Raw genomic sequence first — 19,620 nt, forward strand, 5'->3', positions numbered from 1 at the left:
CAACAATAACCACAAACGCGTCGTATAAAGAGAGACGTTACGGTGAAACGACCACCTCTTCGCCTTCAACGAGTCCTTTTCGTACTCTACCATTTTCACCTAATTGTACTAACCTACGGGAAACGTATTCTCCATTCCACACGTTGACATAGTCTAGCTGGCCGATTTTCATCACTGAAGCCATCGGAACGCGCAATATGTCTCTATGGCCCACGTCTACGTTCAGCTTCGCGTACATACCAGGATAGACATCCTCAACTAGGTCTAAATCAAGTTTAATTTTGTAGCTTCGTGAGCGACTGTCAGCCGACGGGGTGATTTCACTCACTTTTGCATAGGTATTGATTGAGCTAGACGGTAATTCTACGTTCAACTTTTCACCTAATTCAATCGAGGACATAGTTGACTCTGCAATGTACGCTTCTACTTGTAACTTTGTCGGTTGGTATAAAGATACCAACAAATTGCCTGGAGAAGCTGTGTCACCAACATTGATCGGTTTTTGAGTGATAACCCCCGAAAAAGGGGCGCTAATTATACTAAATCCAAAGGTCGTTTGTGCTTCAGATACTGCGGCTTTTGTCTGGTTGAAGTTGGCTTTTGCGGTTTGAAGTTGGCTTTCAGCGTTATCAAAATTCGCTTGTGATACCAATTTCTTTTGAAGCAGTTCTTTGGAACGAACATACTCTTTTCGCGCAGCATTCAGCTTCGCCTGCGCGCCCGACAAAGCTTGCTCAGTTTGGACGACCCGTGCATCGAGATCATCACTATCAAGGCGCATAAGAATATCTCCTTGATTCACATTATCACCCACTTCAACCAGCACTTCAGCCACTCGTGCCGTTAACCTTGCTGATATATCGGTACGGTGTTTCGCAATGACCACCCCAGAGAATTCGCGTGAAATCGGCTCTGCCTTTGCCGCAAGGGTAATGGTGTTAGGCGGTGACATTTGGGTACTGTTCATCACCCTGTGCTCTTGGGGTACTTTATCCTCAAACCTGCCTGCCATATAAAGGAATAGCAACGCCAAAAAAGAAAATAGGATGACACCAAGCCATTTATTGTTCATTGTAAATTCCTTCTTCTTGTTCTTGTAAATCATCTACATTTTTAAGGCCATGGCCTTCCGTATTTTGATAAGCCAAGTTATACACCACCGGAATCACCAACAAAGTAAACACGGTTGACGCTGTAATACCAAATATGATCGCCCATGCGAGTCCGTTAAATATTGGGTCGAGTGTAATGACGATATTACCCAGTAAGGTAGTACCTGCCGTCAATAATATCGGTCTCATTCTGACCGCCCCCGACTCTATCAGTGCATCTTGTAATGGTTTACCTTGCTTTAAAGATTGTTGAATAAATTCAATTAATACCAGTGAGTTACGCACCACTATCCCAGCCAAAGCAATCATTCCTATCATTGCTGTGGCGGTAAACAGCGCTGGATTCGGGTATCCATTTATGTCACTACTCATTATGTTGAGCAGCCAAAAACCCGGCATGATCCCTATAACAGTGAGAGGAATAGCCAACATAATGATGCCAGAGACTGCCGGTAAACCGGTTTGAATGAGCATAACGATGAAAACACCCAATAACGCGGCTCCATAGGCTATACCTAGGTCTCTAAAGACATCAACGGTGATTTTCCATTCACCCTCGCCGCTCCAAACGACCTTGGTTCCTTCACTCACACTCCAGCCATCGCCCGCCCCATTGTTAAAGTAGTTTCGGTTATTCACTGGATTACGAGAAGTACTCTTCTGTGCATCTTGATCACTGATAATATCAGCGATGATCTCACCCGGAACGCGCCCTGCTGCTTCAGCGTACACGTAGACGACCTGTTGTAAGTTCTTATGGTAGATAGGCTGATCGGTATTTCGCTCGACAAAATGACCTAACTCACTCAATTGCACCATTGGAAGAGGCGCATCAACTAACGCACCGTTGTCGTTCACCTTAATCGCGCCGGGTTCGCCTCGAACATACAATTGAAGTAGTGAATCGATCTTATCTCTGTCTTGACGGGGTAAGCGAATGGAAACAGCGAGTGGATTAAGTTCTCGCTGATTGGCTAAATACGCAAGTGTAAAACCCTGATTCGCTGCAGAGAGGGTTTTATTAATATCAGAAATTGAGATGCCCGATAGTGCCGCTTTCTCTTGGTCTATAACAAATTGAAGTGTTTGCCAGTCACCTTGAATACTACTATCCACTTCTGACACAAACTCTTCCCGAGCAAGACGTTCCGCCACAACTGTCGCTTGTGCTTGTATCTCTTGATAGGTTTGAATGCCATCACCATACACTTCAGCCACGATGGTGGTGATCACCGGCGGCCCTGGCGGAACTTCCACCAGTTGAATTATCGCGTTGTGTTTAGCCGCAATCGCTTCGATGTCTGCTCGAAGGCGAGTCACAATTTCATGTGACTGCATGTGGCGGTTGTTTTTGTCCACTAATACGATACGAATTTCACCCTGATAAGGCTGGTTACGCATAAAATAGTGACGAACCATCCCATTAAAATCCATTGGTGACGCAACACCAGAAAACCCCGATAGTGATTTAACTTCTGGCACTAGAGCCAAATAATCAGAAAACGCGCGCAGAACATTTGATGTTTCAACATAGTTAGATTGCTCTGGCATATTTACAATTAACTGGAACTCATTTTTATTGTCGTACGGGAGTAGTTTTAGCGGTACTAAGCGCATTACCGGTAGGGATGCTGCAATAAAAAACAGCCCCGCCACCAATGCCAAAAACCACCAACTCTTCTTTCTGTCACTTAAGAGTGGGGTTAATAATCGATCGTATAACTTATACAGAGTGGTACTGTGAATATCATAATGTCCATCTTCTTGCGCTCTTTTAAGTATTTTTTTGGCCAGCCAAGGCGTGATAAAAAACGCGACTATGGTACTAAACACAACACTCACTGGAACATTGAATGCGAGTGGTGCCATATAAGGCCCCATCATTCCAGTAATAAAGAACATTGGCGTAAATACAATCACAATGGCAACCGTTGACATCAACAAAGCGCTACGTATTTCGGCCATAGCGAGGACGATGGCATCTGTACGTTTGAGATGTTTTCGTTTTAGATAACGTTCAATATTATCAATACTGGCGATCGGATCATCCACTATCAAACCGAGAGCTAAAATTAACGCAAACAGAGTTACACGGTTAATTGAATAGCCAAATAATAAATCAACGCCTAGAGTCGCACCGTAACTGATCGGTATCGCGATACCCACAACCAGTGCGCTTCTCCAGTTTAGAAAAAGACCAACGAAAACAACAACCGTGAGAATCGATATGCCTAAGCTAGACACCAGATTACTGACTTTGTCATCAGCGGTCTGGCCATAATTTCTAATAATGTCGACGCCTACGTTATCTGGAAATTGTGTTTGTTTAATATTGTCTAGCGTCGTCAATACATCATTGGCAACGGTAACCGCGTTACTGCCTTTCTGTTTCGCCACACTGATGAAGATCGCAGGTAAGGTTTGGAAGTCATGCGATTCCGTCGAACGGTACCACGTGTCACTCGTTGCTTCAGATGAACCGTCATAAATATCCGCGACATCACGCAGGTAGACAGGACGTCCATCAATGACTGACACAACAAAATCACCGAGCTCTTCTGACGATTGGAACAGTTGCCCACTTTCTAATGAATAACGCGTGCCTTGCTGATAGGAATCCCCTACCGGAACTTTCGCGTGAGTAAGCATAAATGCTCGCTCTAAATCACCGACTGTGACTTGGTAACTTGCCATTGCTGCCGTATCGAGCACCAGCTCGACCATTCGTGGTTGACCACCAATGACGGAAACGATATTGGTACTTGAAACCGCTTTTAACTCCATTGTCGCTTGTTCAGCCAGTCGACGCAGATCGTCGCTTCCTGTTAGTGTGGGGGCTTTTGAATAAACTGCGGCAACGACAATGGGGACATCGTCAATTTCGATCGGTTTCACTAACCAACGTTTCACAGTGGAAGGAATTTGGTCTTGGTTTGCGTAGAGTTTATTGTAAAGCTTTACCAGCGCTTGTTCTCTATTTTCACCGACATAGAAACGGACAATAACTTGCGCCGCCCCTTCCATGGATGAAGAATAAACGAACTCTACACCATCAATTTGACTCAGGAGTTTTTCAATTGGTACAGTTATTTGATTCTCGACCTGCCTAGCACTGAGGCTTGGTGCGTCAATCAAGACATCGATCATTGGAACAATGATCTGAGGATCTTCTTCTTTCGGGGTTAACCAAAGCGCAGCAGCACCGAAAATCATGGCTAATACCAGTAAGATTGACGGAAAAAAGCTGTTCATCACCTTGTGAACCAGTGTCCGAGATTGCTTCATTTCAAACTCCTTTTTGACTCACACCGTGCGACCATCCGTTATCGAATAGTCGCACGGTGAAACGCATGTTATTCCGTTACTTTTAAAGGTTGGGTCGCTGTAGCAGGCACATCTTGCTCCCTGGTTTTTCGATAACCGACAAAAGGCAATGGAAAACGTCCCAGAAGATATTGATTGGCATGAACAATTCCAACTAACATACTCAATACAAACGCTAAGATTGTACTCGAGCCCCCACCGATACTGCTCATTGCCGGGCCAGGACAAATCCCAGAGATGCCCCAACCAAGACCAAAAATAACCGAGCCAGCAATCAGAGTGCTGTCTACTTTAGTATTAGAAGGCCATTGAAATGTGTTTCCGCTCAATGCTCTTTGGCGCTTTTTAATAATCAAATGATAGCAAGGCGTAAAGACTAAAAGTGCGCCCCCCATAACAAAGATCAGGCTCGGATCCCACTCACCCGTGAGATCAAGAAAAGCAGTTACTACTTTTGGATCTGCCATTCCAGAAATAATCATTCCAGCACCAAATAGTAGGCCAGATACTAGGCCTGCGATAATGCCAATCAATTTCTTAGTGTTCATTACATCCACCCCATTTGACGCTTAACGAAAACAACGAATATCGCTGTTACCATAAAGGTGCACGTCGCAGCAATTGAACGCTTAGAGAATCGCCCCATACCGATAATGCCATGGCCACTAGTACAGCCGTTAGCAAGGCGAGTACCAAACCCAACCAGCATTCCCGCCAACGCGATGACCAATAAGTTAGTATCGCCGAGCTCTGGTAAAGCGAAATTAAATGGAGCGACAATCACAACGCTTAAAATCATGCCGGTTACAAACGCCGCTCTCCAGCTAGATTCATGTCTTAACGGATTTAAGAGCCCCGCAATAACGCCACTTATGCCTGCAATTTTGCCACTAAATAGCATCAAAATAGTGGCAGATAGTCCTAACAACATACCGCCAAACAATGACTCCCAAGGAACGGCTATAGCCATATTTCACCTCTTAATTAAAATAAAATCTCAAAATAATCGTACCGTCAATTGACCTTATTCACCCCGTTGTAAGGTCAACGACAAATCTATGCTCTGATGTCAGATTGACAAAACAAACCATGAATACTGCCAATAAGGACTTCAACTCGTGGATCCGCTAACGAATAGAACACTTGTTGAGACTCCTTCCTAGCTTCAATCAACCCGTAGTTACGCAGTACCGACAAATGTTGAGAGAATGCCGACTGACTTAGACTTGAGCAGCGTAGAAGTTCTCCAACACCGACTTCACCAATCGTAAGCTGACAAAGCACCATTAGACGTTCTGGGTGTGCCATCACTCTCAGCAAATCAGCGGCGTTTTCAGCTTGGCTGTGCATTTCATCTATATCTACAATCGAAGTATCCATAGTCACCTTCCATCATTACTCTATGTCTGTAGTTTACCGACAATATTATATTAGTCAATTCTAAATTAGACCATTGCATATTAGACTAAACAATATTAGAATCACCTAAATTAAGTGCTATTGTGTTTCGATATAAATTTCGTTTTCATACAAAAAAGGAAAGCAATCATGACAATTAATAATGGTGTGCGTGTTTTGGCCGGTAGTATGGTTCTTCTATCAGTGGTTTTGACCTTGAGTGTTCATAGTCATTTTATTTGGTTAACCGTGTTTGTTGGCGTTAACCTAATACAAAGTGCGTTCACTGGTATTTGTCCCGCTGTCTATTTTTTAAAAAAGCTAGGTTTACGTGAAGCGTAACTCGGAGAAGATAATGTCTAAAATTCTGATTGTTGGTGGTGTTGCAGGTGGCGCTTCAGCTGCTGCTCGAGCTCGTCGTTTAAGTGAAGATGCTGAAATCATTATGTTTGAACGTGGCCCTTTTGTTTCGTTTGCCAACTGTGGTCTTCCTTACCATATCGGTGGTGATATTAAAGATCGTTCGAAACTGCTGCTGCAAACACCTGAAAGCTTTCTAGCGCGCTTTAACGTCGATGTTCGCGTAATGAATGAAGTCACTAAAATTAACCGCGAGAATAAGACCGTTACTGTCAAAAATATGATCGACGGCAGCGAATATACAGAGTCTTACGACTTGTTATTGTTAAGCCCTGGCGCAGCACCGTTTGTTCCACCTATACAAGGCATAAAGAACCCGCTTACCCATACGCTTAGAAACATTCCTGACATGGATCGAATCTTAAAAACCATGCAAATGAATAAGCCTGAGCACGCGACAGTAGTCGGAGGCGGATTCATTGGCTTAGAAATGATGGAGGCGTTCCATCAGCTCGGTATTAAAACCACATTAATCGAAATGGCTGACCAAGTGATGACGCCTGTTGATAAAGAAATGGCCGGTTTTGCTCATGCTGAAATCAAATCGCATGGTATTGATTTACGTTTAGGTGTTGCGCTTGAGTCGGTTAACTACCTACCAAACAACCATGTGGCAGACAAAAATGCAGGTGAAACTAGTGAACACCAGCATCTTCAGGGTGCGCTAGAACTCACTCTAAATAATGGCGATACGCTAAAGACAGACCTTCTCATTATGTCTATTGGTGTTCGTCCCGAGTCTACGCTGGCGAAAGAAGCGGGACTGCGTCTTGGAGACTTTGGTGGCATATATACCAACGACGCTATGCAAACCAGTGATCCGTATATTTACGCCGTGGGAGACGCGGTTGAAGATACTGATTTTGTGACAGGTAAACCTGGATTTGTGCCACTGGCGGGTCCTGCGAATCGTCAAGGGCGCATTGCAGCTAATAATATGCTAGGCGGCGACCAAACTTATCAAGGTACACAAGGCACGTCCATCGTCAAAATCTTTGATTTAGCAGTCGCATCTGTTGGTAAGAACGAGAAAACACTGAAACGTGAAGAGATCGCTTACGAAAAAGTATATGTACATACGGCCAGCCACGCGAGCTACTATCCGGGAGCGGAAATTGTCTCACTTAAACTGTTGTTTAGCCCTGAAACAGGAAAAATTCTAGGGGCACAAGCAGCAGGTAAAGATGGCGTAGATAAACGTATTGACATACTGGCGGTCGCTCAGCGCGCAGGAATGACGATTGAACAGCTGCAACACCTGGAGCTTACCTATGCACCACCTTATGGCAGTGCTAAGGATGTGATCAACCAAGCAGCTTTTGTTGCCAACAACATCATTAATGGTGAAGCGATGCCAATCCACTTCGATCAAATTGATAACTTAACTGATGACCAGTTATTGCTTGATGTTCGTAACCCAATTGAGCTTCAAAATGTTGGCTTTATCGAAGGTGCGATCAACATTCCTGTTGATCAACTTCGCCATCGAATGAGTGAGTTACCAAAAAACAAAGAGATCATCGTTTATTGTCAAGTTGGGTTACGGGGTAACGTTGCTTATCGTCAATTGGTGAATAGTGGCTTTAAAGCTCGTAACTTAATTGGCGGCTATAAAACACTAAAAGCCTCTCAAGAATAATGTTGTCACTTTAATACATCGAAATAAAAAATGGACACCTATCTACTAGGTGTCCATTTTGTTTCTACTGTTATACGAAACTACACGGTTTCTTCTGCCACTTCACTATCAGGGACACCACTATCGGAAACGTCACTTTTCACGGGCAAAACTTGCTTAACATATTGGCCAGGCGCGGCACCAATTACAGGATTAATTTCTGAACCCTGCATATACGGTTCCACTTGCTCCTTCAGGTTAAATGTCATTAACCATTCATGCCAGTGCGTCCACCAAGAACCATCCGTGCGAGTTGCATTAGCCAACCACTCTTCAGCCGAGTCATCTAGGTTGTCATTTACCCAGTATCCATACTTGTTTTTGCTCGGGTGATTCACAATACCGGCAATGTGTCCTGACTCGCCCAATACAAACGTTTTATTACCGCCCGTATTAAGTGCGCCTCGGTAGGTTCCTTGCCATAACGCGATGTGATCTTCTTTAGTAGAGATAAAGTAACTTGGGATTTTTATCTTATTAAGATCGATCCAAACGCCACCGATTTTCACACCTTTGTCTTGAACCAGTTTGTTTTCTAAATAGCACTGTCTAATTAGAAAGTTATGGCACGGTGCGGATACGTTCGTACTATCACTATTCCAGTACAACAAATCGAAATCGACGGGGCTATTCCCTTTCAAATAATTATCGACGTAGTAGTTCCAATACAAGCTGTTTTCGCGAAGTAAGCTAAACGTCACACTCAACGAACGTCCATCCATGTACCCTTTTGCACTATTTTGTGCTTCAAGCGCACTCACGATGGTCTCATTGATATAAGCGCCAACCTCACCTGGTTGTGAAAAATCAAGCAACGTTGTAAAGAATGTCGCCGATTTTATCCGCTTCTTCATACGTTTCGCTGCATAGTAGGCAACTGTGGAAGCGAGAACCGTGCCACCAATACAATACCCAGCCGCATTTATCTGTTCTTGCCCAGTAATCTCTTCAATTGCAGATACCGCTTTAACGACACCTTCAGTGACATAATCACCAAATTCAATGTGTGACTGTTCTTTGCCTGGATTACGCCATGACATCATAAATACAGTATGGCCTTGCTCTACCAGCCAACGCATCATGGAGTTCTTTTCACGCAAATCTAAGATGTAGTATTTGTTGATGAATGGCGGAACGATCAAAAGCGGGGTTTTGTTGACGGTTTTTGTGAGTGGCTTATATTGAATTAACTCGAATAACTCATTTTGATACACCACATCACCCGGTGTATTCGCAACATCATCACCAAGGCGGAATGCATTATTATTTGTCATTCGGATTTTTAGAATATCGGCACTTGATTCAACGTCTTCTTTGAGTTGTTCTAATCCCGCTAATAGATTCTCGCCATTTTGCTCTAAAGTCAGTTTTAGTAGCTCAGGGTTGGTAGCAATGAAGTTACTAGGGGAAAGTGCATTAATGGCTTGTCTTGAGAAAAACATAATTCGTTCTTTTGTTTTTTCATCAACACCTTCAATGCTTTCAATCGTGTCAAAGTAAGTTTTGCTAAATAATAAGTACGACTGTTTGATAAAGCTGTAGAAGGCATCGTTTTTCCAAGCGTCGTCTTTAAAACGCTTATCGCCTTTTTCTTCTTCAACTAAACTTTTTGAGTTACCTGCTAGCGCAACATTTTGCCAGATTTGAAGCTGTTGCTCCCACCACTGGGTCTGCAACTGAAGTAACGCGGCGGGTTGATTCGCAGCTTGCTCAAAGAACTTTGCTGAGTCTTCAAAGTTAACTTCTTGCATCGCCTTATTAAGGGGAGAGTTTACGGCTTCCTTGTTCTGTTCAAGATCTTTCCACCACTGTTGATTGGTTTCTTGGAGTTTTACAAGGTAGTCCGAAAAGAAGTGCTGGAACATATTTTATACTCCTATCTTCGGAAAAAAGCCGCCTTATCAAAGGCGGCAAAGGTCTGTGCTACGCTGGAGTCACAGTTTTAAGATTTTCCGAAGTCATCTGATCAACGTCATCTTTAAACTCTTTTGCAAGAGATTGGATCTTTGTGCTGTCTTCATTTAGCTGTTGAGACAGCTTTGTCATCGCCGCTAGTTGTTGGCTGCTGAACGCTGTTAATGATGTTACATCACGTACTTCGCTTGCAGCTTTCATCTGATTGATGCCCATTTCGCTATATGTACGCATAGCGTTCAGCTGAAGTTCAGTCATCACTTCAACATTTTTTGTTATTAGCTTATTGAACTTAACTAGTGGCTGTAGTGACTGTTCAGTTTGGTCTGTGAATGATTTAAAAAAATCTGTATACATGGTCTTGCTCCTAAATAAAGGGAATATTCCGTTTAACAACTAGATTGATTTAACTATGACAGCTGTACCCATGCCGCCGCCCACACATAGTGAGGCAACTCCATATTGAGCACTTCGTCGATTTAGTTCGTGTACAAGAGTAACGAGGATACGATTTCCTGAAGCTCCTAATGGATGGCCAAGTGCTATTGCACCGCCATTTACGTTAGCATTTTCCAAGATGGAAGATGCCGAAACTTGATGTTCCTTCGCTAGCGAATGCACAACGCCTAAAGCCTGTGCCGCAAAGGCTTCATTAAGCTCATAAAGGTCAATATCAGTTAGCTTTAAGTCGGCTTTTTCCAATGCGGTAGTCACCGCTTTTACTGGTCCAAGTCCCATGACCTTTGGATCGATACCCGTTTGTGCATAGCTGGCTATTTCGGCGATTGGTTTAAGGTTATACGTTTTAACTGCATATTCTGATGCTAAAACTAAAGCACTCGCGCCGTCATTAATTCCAGACGCATTTCCAGCAGTTACGCTCCCTTCTCTATCAAAAGCAGGGCGAAGTTTTTCTAAGCCTTCTAGCGTTGCTGTTGTTTTTGGATATTCATCAGTATCGAATACGAACGTTTCTCTGCGCTTCTTAACATCAACCGGAACAATTTCGTCTTTAAAGACGCCTGCTTCTATCGCTGCTACCGCTTTTTGTTGGCTTGCTAAGGCAAATTCATCTTGCTGTTGACGCCCAATCGAACACTCAGTCGCGACATTCTCGGCTGTAACACCCATGTGGTACTGGTTAAATACATCCGTTAAACCATCATTGATTAGTAAGTCAGTCAGGCTCATGTTGCCCATTTTGTGTCCATCTCGCACTGACGCAGGAACCGTAAATGGAATTTGCGACATCACTTCTACACCAGCAGCAACAACAATCTCAGCATCCCCAGAGCGGATATGAGAAACCCCATCCATCACGGTTTTCATGCCACTGCCACATACCATGTTTAGAGTGTAAGCCGGCACGCTTGCGGGTACTCCAGCATAAATTGCAGCTTGTCTACCAACACTCATGCCTTGGCCTGCACCGATAACGTTCCCGACAATCACTTCATCAACGTTATGCGCCTGTACGTTACCCGATTCTAGGGCCGCTTTGATGGCCACTGATGCTAATTTGCCAGCAGGAATATCTTTAAGACTTCCGCCAAATGAGCCTAGAGGTGTTCTTTTTGCCGCTACTACAAATACTTTTTCCATTACTTCACCCTTAATGCATGTATAAGCCGCCATTCACCGATAATGTTTCACCGGTAATGTAAGCTGCTGCGTCGCTTGCTAGAAAACTGACTGATTCTGCAATCTCTTCTGGAGTCGCCAATCGCTTCATTGGGATCTGGGCTTTGATTGAATCAAGCACTTCAGGCTTCATCTGCTCGACCATTGGTGTACCTGTATATCCAGGTGCAACAACGTTTACCGTGACACCACTACGAGCGCCTTCAGCAGCCAGAGCTTTAGAAAAACCAATCATTCCAGCTTTTGCAGCCGAATAGTTTGTTTGGCCAAATTGACCTTTAAGTCCATTTACCGAAGAAATATTGACAATACGACCGCCTCCTTTTTCACACATTGATGCGAAAAGAGGTTGAGTCACATTGAATAGGCTATTGAGATTAGTATCGATCACGTCACGCCATGCTTCTAAAGACATTTTTTTAAACTGAACGTCTTTAGTAATACCAGCATTATTGACCACAACATCTATGGTTCCTTCGTCTTCTAAAAGTTGGCTTAAACGTTCTGCACACTCCGGGGCATTAGTTACATCCAACTCAAATAAGCGAACCTCTTCTTCGGTAAACCCTTTTTCGGTAAACCACTCTAACGCGCACTCATAATTGCCAGTGTAATAGGTAGCTATGACACGAAAACCATCAGCAACGAGTTTAGAAGAGATCGCGGAACCGATTCCGCCTTTTGATCCGGTGATCAAAGCGAGCTTTTTCATTGGGGGACTCCATTCTTAACAGCAATATTTAAGCTTATTTAAAATGGTGCATGTAATAGCACCAACTAACGTGTTTAATATTTTGATTCTTTCTAATTGAAGAACCTTTCTAGTTATTTAATCTAAACCTGTTTTATTACAATTCAAATGTAATTTACGATTTATACACATATTATTGAACGAGATCTCACTTATGATGAAATGTTAAGCGCTTGTTAAATTATGTAAGATGTTGATTTTAATGCTATTATTCGTTATATCAAAAAAGGCGCGTTAATTCATAAGTTATTGATTTGTAAAGACCTAGCAGTGTGTCGCAAAAAAATGCAACAAGCTTTTCAATATTAAAGGTGTCAAATTAAAAATCATTATTAATAGAACCATCAACAACGGTGAGTTCAAATTAAACCTGCACTATTTTGGTTCAACATTACTAATAAATTGATTTATTTAGGTGCGTGAATATATTTAATTGTTAATCTACTTATAATGACATTGAAATAATAAATGTAGTTGTCATATCAATTAGTAATATAAAAACATTATATTTGCGCGTAATAATAGTAGACGCATTACTTGGCTTAAAGGCGAGATTAATAAGATAAAAGAGAACGTCTTGGGTGAGGAGCAACACTTCATCGAAAAATAGAACAAGACCTAAATCAATGAAGCGTTGTGTAATACAGGAGAAACTCGACTAATGCACTATCTTTTCTTACCTCTCCCTGAATGTATTTTTAGTTTTGCTTTCATTTTTTGTTTCTCCGACGAGCGGCCACGCCTTCTGCTCGTATCTGGTAAATCTTCCACGTTTTTTAAACTAGGCTCAAAACCTTGGAGCCATTCTTGTGGAAGCGGTTTATCAAGTAGGTCTTCAATTGCCTTAAGGAGGTATTCTTCATCACGGCTCATTAAAGATACCGCGAGACCCGTTGCACCTGCTCGTCCTGTTCTTCCTATTCGATGAACATAGTCTTCTGCTTTATACGGTAAATCGTAATTCACAACCTGCTCTAGTTGGTGGATGTCTAGCCCTCGAGCAGCAACATCTGTGGCAATTAACGCTCTTACTTTTCCTGATTTAAAATCATCTAACGATTTTTGACGTGCCCCTTGGCTTTTATCTCCATGGATAGAAGCGGCCTTAATACCATCCAATTTTAACTCTTTGACTAACGCGTCTGTACCCTGCTTCGTTTTTACAAAGACCAATACTTGTTGCCAATTTTTAGACCCTATTAAATAGGCCAGAAGCTCACTTTTACGCTTCTTATCGACGGGATATACCATCTGCTTAACCGACTCTGCAGTACTGTTAGATGGCGCGACCTGAACTTCCACTGGATTACTCATCATTTTATGAGCAATCATTTTGATTTTTTGATCAAAGGTAGCGGAAAAGAACAGTGTCTGTCTCTCTTCATTCATACGCTTAAGAATACGTTGAATATCAGGCATAAAACCCATATCAAGCATTCGGTCGGCTTCATCTAAAACTAACACTTCGGTCTGCGACAAAATGATGTTTTTGCAGAATAGATGGTCAATAAGTCTTCCAGGCGTTGCAACAAGAATGTCTGCTCCACCTTTTAAATTCTGAGTTTGCACATTCATGCTCGTACCGCCGTACGCAGTCACGACTTTCAAGTTAGTTTGTTCTGAGTAAGCCGTAATATTGTCAAACACTTGTTGAGCAAGCTCTCGAGTCGGCACCAAAACAAGAGCACGAACGACACAACTGTTCATCTCGCGAGTTACTGGGGCGTCTAAAAATCGTTGGATAATTGGTAAACCAAAAGCCGCTGTTTTACCGGTACCGGTTTGCGCACCCGCTAAGATGTTTTTTCCATCGACAATATGTGGAATAGATTGCAGTTGAACCTCTGTTGGTTGGTTAAATCCCAACTTAGTAACAACATCAGCAAGTGAGGCGGAAAGCCCTAATTTTTGAAATGGGTGCGTCATTTTAGATACCAATAATTAAACTGGCGCAGATTTTAGCAGAATGGACCAACAAGCGCAGAAGTAATATGAACTTAAACGTGTTTTGAGTCTTAGCTTTTGTATTTTTCTTTATCAACAAAACCACTTTCGTAAAATTTACGTTACACTGCTGGATATTGAAGTGTACAAACCATTTGATCTTATCCTCTATATACTACAAAATCCCAGTCATTGAAGACTAGCCATAACTATATGCTTAGTATTACTAACATACCAAAGCATATGTCGACGTAAAGAAATTTATACAGATGAATAATTCAAAGATATTTGGTAGTACATTAATAATAGCAGGCACAACAATTGGTGCTGGAATGCTCGCTTTGCCTATCGCATCAGCTGGGATTGGATTTACAACATCACTTCTTATCATGGTTGCACTATGGGCACTCATGGCATTTACCGCATTACTGATGTTGGAACTCCACCAACATGCTGACAGTAAAGCGACGTTGCACACCTTAGCTAAGAAAATTCTTGGTAAGAAAGGCCAATGGGTTGCTAGCTTTGCAATGTTGTTCTTATTTTATTCATTATGTGCAGCATACATTGCGGGTGGAGGCGCTCAATTTGAGCAAAGACTGACATCTTGGATGGGAATACAGATTCACTCAGGCTTAGCGACTGCATTGTTTACCATAATTGTCGCTTCAATTGTCACGTTTGGTACTGCTACCGTCGATAAGGTAAATCGCGTTCTATTCATTACTAAGCTCATTGCGATGGTTCTTGTACTCAGCTTTCTTGCTCCTAATGTTACTCAAGGCTACCTGCTTAGCATGCCCGTCCAACAAGGGTTAATCGTAGCGGCAATTCCAGTCATCTTTACCTCGTTTGGCTTCCATGGCAGCATTCCAGCCGTCGTGAATTACCTTCAAGGTGATACTCGCTCTCTTCGCAAAGCCATTATTGTTGGTTCTTCTATACCACTTGTTATCTATATCTTTTGGCAAGTCGTAACGTTAGGTGTCATCAGCCAAGAACAACTGATTAAAAACAGCGGCCTATCCTCTTTAGTCCATGAGCTTTCATTGACGGTACAGCAGTCAAATATTAGCCACATCGTCGGTGTCTTTGCCGATCTAGCGTTACTTACCTCATTCTTGGGTGTAAGTCTTGGACTATTCGAGTTCTTAGCTGACTCCATTAACAAAGAGGCTAACGGTCGAAGCCGAGTTGTAGCGGCACTTGTTACCTTTACTCCCCCGTTGGGCTTTGCACTGTTCTATCCCCAAGGATTTATTATGGCTCTAGGCTATGCTGCTATTGCTCTCGCAATATTGGCGATATTCTTACCTGTTGTCATGGTTTACAAGACTCGACGCTCTGAAAAGTTCAATTCAGAATATCAAGTCTTTGGTGGTCAAGCTGCTCTTGTTGTTACAGGAGTGATTGGTGCTGGTATTGTAATGGCGCAATTGGCTATTACCATTGGTGTCCTACCCGCTCTAGGCTAAACATTAACGATTAAACATCACTGCTTAATATTGATTAGGTTAATATTGGCAGTGATCTTCCTGTTTTCACCTGCCTGATTGCTAGATGAGTATGGATATCTTTCACTGTCTCAATCTGCTGCAATAAACGGGTAAAAAGCTCATAGCCTTCTAAGTCTTTTGTGACAACTTCCAGTAAATAGTCGTACGCGCCAGAAACAACATGGCAATTTATTACAGACTCCGTATCAAGCATTCTGTTCTCAAATGCTTCAATCGACTCCGCTTGATGGTTATTTAGGCTGACCTCTACGAATACGGTCATCCCTATACCCAGTTTTCCCTTATTAAGGTTGGCACTATAACTATCAATAATGCCCGTATCTTCAAGCTTTTTTAATCGTCTAGCACAAGGTGAGGCAGATAACCCTACCTCTTCAGCCAACTCCGTTGTCGATAATCTACCCTTAATTTGGATGACCTCAAGTATGTGTCGATCAATTCTATCTAACTCCACAAATCCTCTTTAGTGATTTTTATCACTCAAATACTAGTTCACGCATTATTACAGCAATCTTCTATTTCTATGAGATAAATACGCCGAATACCACTTATCTATTTGATGGATAATAGCGCTTATTAACAAAAATGTAACCTCTATGATTTCTGGATATTCCGCAATTTTCGCCACTATTGTTCTATGGTCAGGCTTCTTTCTATCTCTGAGAGGCGGTGCTATTTCATCGCTCACCCCCGCAGACATGGCAATGACTAGATTCCTTATTCCCGCTATCGTGTTATTACCTATCACTTTTTACGCTAGGGAAAAGATCCTGTTAGTCCCTAAGCGTTACCTTATCGGTATGATGATCGGTGGAGGGCTTCCTTATTTATTAGTAGCAGGATGGGCGATGAATTACGCTACCGTTTCCGATGGTAGTGCGCTCGTGCCAGGTACCCTTCCGTTATTTGTTTCTGCCATTGCCGTTCTGTTCTTTGCTCAGCCGCTCAGTTCTCATCGGAAAATCGGTATTTTTCTTATCGTTGTCGGCATCAGTATCTTCATTTATTCTGGCTTCTCTTCCGCGAATAACGAAGCGATTCAAGGTTATCTACTTTTTCTTTTCGGGAGTTTAATGTGGGCAATCTTCACTATTTGCGCTCGGATCGCGAACCTGCCTTCCTTGGTCTGTGCCGGAATTATTTCGCTATCATCACTAGCAATCCTTAGCCTCCTTTTAATGATTGGTTTAGTAGAAACGTCGTTATTTTCTGTAGATGGACAGTTTTCTTGGTTGGGAAACATTGGGAATTGGCCAATTAAAGAGCTTATTGGCCATCTACTCTTGCAAGGAGTCGGAGCTGGATTGCTTGCTTCTTTTACCTATTTAAAAGCGATTTCTATTCTTGGAGCAGAAAGAACCGCTGCGTTTGGGTCACTAACACCGGTTGTAGCGACCTTACTTGCGATATTCGTCTTTAACGAGACTCCAGGTGGAATGACATGGCTTGCCCTTGTTTCAATTTGTATTGGAAGTATCGTCGCCAGTAATGTTTTTCTACGACAAGATTCGTCACTCTCTTATCAACCACCAAGCCATACCAAATAGCAATGAGAAGGAGTGTATTTAGCTACCTGATATCTGTCTTAAACGCCATATACTTATCGGAAAGATAAATATATGGCTTAGGGGCTTTACTTAAAGCAAATCTCCGCCCAACGAGCCAATCCAGAGGTGACAGAACCAAAGTAATTCCCACTGACTACTGGGATATTGGGCAAAATTTCTTCCACCGCACTACGTAAAAATGGTGATCGAGCCGAGCCGCCTGTCATGAATATCACATCTGGCTTTGTGCCACTTTGACGAACCGCTTCCTTAACCAACTCCGCCATTTTTGACTTAGGTTGAGCAATGGCATCTATCATCTGTTGTTGACTAATATCAACGCCGATCTTTTCTTTTAGCAGATCAATGGTTGTTCGATAATTTGTATCAGAAGAGAGTGCTATTTTCGCTTCTTCCGCTCGACGGACAATACTGTAGCCCAGCGTTTCATTGTAAACCGTTAATAGCCTTGCCAACTTGTCTGGTTCACTCGCTTCTTTATGAAGTAATTTAAGGGCTGACAAGTTGGCTTTGCTGTAAAAATCCTTTTGAGCTTCAACGTTATTAATGGCGATTGGATTCCAATATTGGGTGATTGGCATTTCAATCCCTGTTGTCATTTTACTGCCAAATCCAAATGGGCTCATTAGCTGTCGAAACGCGAGATGAATATCGAGATCATTTCCACCAACACGCTGACCCGTATGTGCTAACAATGAGGAATTACGTTCTGATTGTCCGCGCCATTTCGGTCCCATTTCAATGATTGAGCAATCGGTTGTACCTCCACCGATATCAACAACCAGAACGGTTTTGTTCTCAGTGAGTGTTGATTCATATTCTAGCCCAGCCGCTACGGGTTCAAACTGAAAGACAACATCATTAAAACCAGCTCGTTTGGCTGCATTCAAGAGAATTTTTTCTGCTTGTTTGTTGGCTTCGTCACCACCTCGACCATGAAAGTTAACAGGACGACCAATCACAGCCTCTTTAATCGTCTGCTCGGTGTGTAACTCGGCTTTAGACTTGATGTTTGCCATCATGGCGCAGACGAGATCTTCAAAGAAGCTCACTTGAACATCATGTAACCCTGACGCTCCCAAAAATGATTTTGGTGATTTAACGTAGTAGATATCTCTTGGGTCTTCTAGATACAAATCTAATGCTGCTTGACCAAACGCAACATCATCTGCTTCTAGCTCAATACTTTCTTCACGGTTAAAAGCGATAGATCGTCTTAACACCTGCTCACCGACCGCATCAATTGGTGAGATATTTCGATGTCGAAATAGATGCTCAGAGACAGATTCACGTGTAGGCGCACATAACGTAGATGGAATATAAAAATGCTCACCTTCGAGTGGAATTAAAGAAGGTTGTCCATCTTGCATTGATGCAACAGAGCAATTTGCTGTTCCATAATCAAAACCAATATACATAGTGGCCTCAGAAGCTAAAAAAGGGCGGCAATGCTACACCAAGACACTAAGAATTTCTAGATTCAATCAACCTAAACGATTCACTCTGATATACTCTCGGCAAATTATGAAATTATGAACATGGTTATATGAAATCACCTTGTATAGGCGCTTGTGAGAGTTCCGGTAGTATGTGTGTTGGATGCCAACGTACAACCAAAGAGATCGCCGAATGGCAAAGTTATAGTGATGCTCAAAGAGATCAAATTATGGCTGAGATAAAAGGTGAGACTTCAAGTCACGAATGCCCCGTTTGTCAGGCAAAAACACAGTGTGATATTCAAAACGGAAAAAGTCGTTGTTGGTGCTTTGATATTGATAAACGTGACTCTGAAAACGTCGTAAAGAGTGGTGTTTGTATGTGTAGAAAATGTTTAAGTGCTTTGCCTATTTTGTAACTACTCTCAGGGTTATTCACAAATAGCCAATACGAATAATGGATACCTTAGCAAGTTGACACAACTAGGGTTCATAACATAACGATGAACCCTATTTATAGTTCATTCAAATCTGTTTAAAGTTTAAACGTAAACAGGTCGAATTATGCTTTTGAAGTTAATGCCGAACCTTCAAACTTAACACCACCCCACCCAGAGATCATAAAATTGCGGATATTCTGATGATCGTCATTTTCCGGATGTTGTAGTACGTCTTGTCTATAGAATTTGCCAAAGCAAGCTAGAGTTTGCTCAACTGTAAGTTCAAGAAGCGCTCCAAATGCAAAGATCTTACAAGATCCGTTATTTTGATTCGCCTCGTTAACCGTTTGACCATTTTTAAACTGGGTCGGTGTAAACTCGTAGTTGTGCTCAATAACTGACATGGTCTGTTCAAAGTCTATCGATTCTGGTGCGCTTTCTAACTCTTTTATAAATACGTTCAATTCCATGAGTGTC

Annotated in this window: 18 protein-coding genes; 5 read left to right on the top strand and 13 right to left on the bottom strand. The window is 42.4% G+C overall.

The window, feature by feature from the left end:
* Positions 1–37: 37 nt before the first annotated feature.
* From KP803_RS10150 to KP803_RS10170, 5 genes are all read right to left on the bottom strand, one after another.
* Entirely contained in the window at positions 38–1,072 is a 1,035-nt protein-coding gene (locus KP803_RS10150) for an efflux RND transporter periplasmic adaptor subunit (RefSeq protein WP_248008710.1), read from the bottom strand.
* Positions 1,062–4,397, bottom strand: a complete 3,336-nt coding sequence (locus tag KP803_RS10155; protein WP_248008711.1) for an efflux RND transporter permease subunit — start codon at positions 4,395–4,397, stop codon at positions 1,062–1,064. Before KP803_RS10155 ends, KP803_RS10150 begins: the two co-directional genes overlap by 11 nt.
* Before the next feature lie 68 nt (positions 4,398–4,465).
* A complete protein-coding gene (locus KP803_RS10160; RefSeq protein WP_248008712.1) occupies positions 4,466–4,984 on the bottom strand; it encodes a YeeE/YedE family protein in 519 nt (172 codons plus the stop codon).
* Positions 4,984–5,406: a YeeE/YedE family protein gene (locus KP803_RS10165; RefSeq protein ID WP_248008713.1), complete on the bottom strand. Its 423-nt coding sequence runs from the start codon at positions 5,404–5,406 to the stop codon at positions 4,984–4,986. The genes KP803_RS10160 and KP803_RS10165 overlap by 1 nt, the downstream gene beginning before the upstream one ends.
* Before the next feature lie 86 nt (positions 5,407–5,492).
* Positions 5,493–5,816 (bottom strand): ArsR/SmtB family transcription factor, encoded by a 324-nt coding sequence (locus tag KP803_RS10170; protein ID WP_248008714.1) that lies wholly within the window; start codon positions 5,814–5,816, stop codon positions 5,493–5,495.
* 168 nt (positions 5,817–5,984) lie between these two features.
* Between KP803_RS10170 and KP803_RS10175 the strand changes: the two genes are divergently transcribed.
* Both KP803_RS10175 and KP803_RS10180 read left to right on the top strand, forming a co-directional pair.
* Positions 5,985–6,176: a YgaP family membrane protein gene (locus tag KP803_RS10175; RefSeq protein ID WP_248008715.1), complete on the top strand. Its 192-nt coding sequence runs from the start codon at positions 5,985–5,987 to the stop codon at positions 6,174–6,176.
* Between the two features lie 13 nt (positions 6,177–6,189).
* Positions 6,190–7,893 carry an FAD-dependent oxidoreductase gene (locus KP803_RS10180; RefSeq protein WP_248008716.1) on the top strand — a complete coding sequence of 568 codons (1,704 nt, stop codon included), beginning with the start codon at positions 6,190–6,192 and terminating at the stop codon, positions 7,891–7,893.
* An 80-nt stretch (positions 7,894–7,973) separates the two neighbouring features.
* Here the strand turns inward: KP803_RS10180 and phaC are convergent, their stop codons facing one another.
* The 5 genes from phaC to KP803_RS10205 form a co-directional block, all read right to left on the bottom strand.
* Positions 7,974–9,797 (bottom strand): class I poly(R)-hydroxyalkanoic acid synthase, encoded by a 1,824-nt coding sequence (gene phaC / locus KP803_RS10185; protein WP_248008717.1) that lies wholly within the window; start codon positions 9,795–9,797, stop codon positions 7,974–7,976.
* Positions 9,798–9,855: 58 nt separating this feature from the next.
* Complete coding sequence (locus KP803_RS10190) at positions 9,856–10,203, bottom strand: phasin family protein (RefSeq protein ID WP_248008718.1); 348 nt, start codon at positions 10,201–10,203, stop codon at positions 9,856–9,858.
* 39 nt (positions 10,204–10,242) lie between these two features.
* On the bottom strand, positions 10,243–11,448 hold the full coding sequence (locus KP803_RS10195) for an acetyl-CoA C-acetyltransferase (protein ID WP_248008719.1): 1,206 nt from the start codon (positions 11,446–11,448) through the stop codon (positions 10,243–10,245).
* A gap of 10 nt (positions 11,449–11,458) precedes the next feature.
* Positions 11,459–12,199 (bottom strand): SDR family oxidoreductase, encoded by a 741-nt coding sequence (locus KP803_RS10200; RefSeq protein WP_248008720.1) that lies wholly within the window; start codon positions 12,197–12,199, stop codon positions 11,459–11,461.
* A gap of 705 nt (positions 12,200–12,904) precedes the next feature.
* Positions 12,905–14,164 (bottom strand): DEAD/DEAH box helicase, encoded by a 1,260-nt coding sequence (locus tag KP803_RS10205; protein ID WP_248008721.1) that lies wholly within the window; start codon positions 14,162–14,164, stop codon positions 12,905–12,907.
* A 287-nt stretch (positions 14,165–14,451) separates the two neighbouring features.
* Here KP803_RS10205 and KP803_RS10210 point away from each other — a divergent pair, with 287 nt between their 5' ends.
* A complete protein-coding gene (locus tag KP803_RS10210) occupies positions 14,452–15,657 on the top strand; it encodes an aromatic amino acid transport family protein (RefSeq protein ID WP_248008722.1) in 1,206 nt (401 codons plus the stop codon).
* Between the two features lie 34 nt (positions 15,658–15,691).
* Here KP803_RS10210 and KP803_RS10215 read toward each other — a convergent pair whose 3' ends face one another.
* Positions 15,692–16,153: an Lrp/AsnC family transcriptional regulator gene (locus KP803_RS10215; protein WP_248008723.1), complete on the bottom strand. Its 462-nt coding sequence runs from the start codon at positions 16,151–16,153 to the stop codon at positions 15,692–15,694.
* Between the two features lie 142 nt (positions 16,154–16,295).
* Between KP803_RS10215 and KP803_RS10220 the strand changes: the two genes are divergently transcribed.
* A complete protein-coding gene (locus KP803_RS10220; protein WP_248008724.1) occupies positions 16,296–17,246 on the top strand; it encodes a DMT family transporter in 951 nt (316 codons plus the stop codon).
* 86 nt (positions 17,247–17,332) lie between these two features.
* On the opposite strand, the gene yegD is transcribed toward KP803_RS10220, so the two are convergent.
* On the bottom strand, positions 17,333–18,685 hold the full coding sequence (gene yegD, locus KP803_RS10225; protein WP_248008725.1) for a molecular chaperone: 1,353 nt from the start codon (positions 18,683–18,685) through the stop codon (positions 17,333–17,335).
* Positions 18,686–18,813: 128 nt separating this feature from the next.
* Here yegD and KP803_RS10230 point away from each other — a divergent pair, with 128 nt between their 5' ends.
* Positions 18,814–19,122, top strand: coding sequence for a DUF1289 domain-containing protein (locus KP803_RS10230; RefSeq protein ID WP_248008726.1), 309 nt, complete (start codon positions 18,814–18,816; stop codon positions 19,120–19,122).
* A gap of 143 nt (positions 19,123–19,265) precedes the next feature.
* On the opposite strand, the gene KP803_RS10235 is transcribed toward KP803_RS10230, so the two are convergent.
* Positions 19,266–19,613 carry a HopJ type III effector protein gene (locus KP803_RS10235; protein WP_248008727.1) on the bottom strand — a complete coding sequence of 116 codons (348 nt, stop codon included), beginning with the start codon at positions 19,611–19,613 and terminating at the stop codon, positions 19,266–19,268.
* Positions 19,614–19,620 lie beyond the last annotated feature (7 nt).

This window comes from Vibrio amylolyticus, assembly GCF_023145695.1.
GTDB lineage: Bacteria > Pseudomonadota > Gammaproteobacteria > Enterobacterales > Vibrionaceae > Vibrio > Vibrio amylolyticus.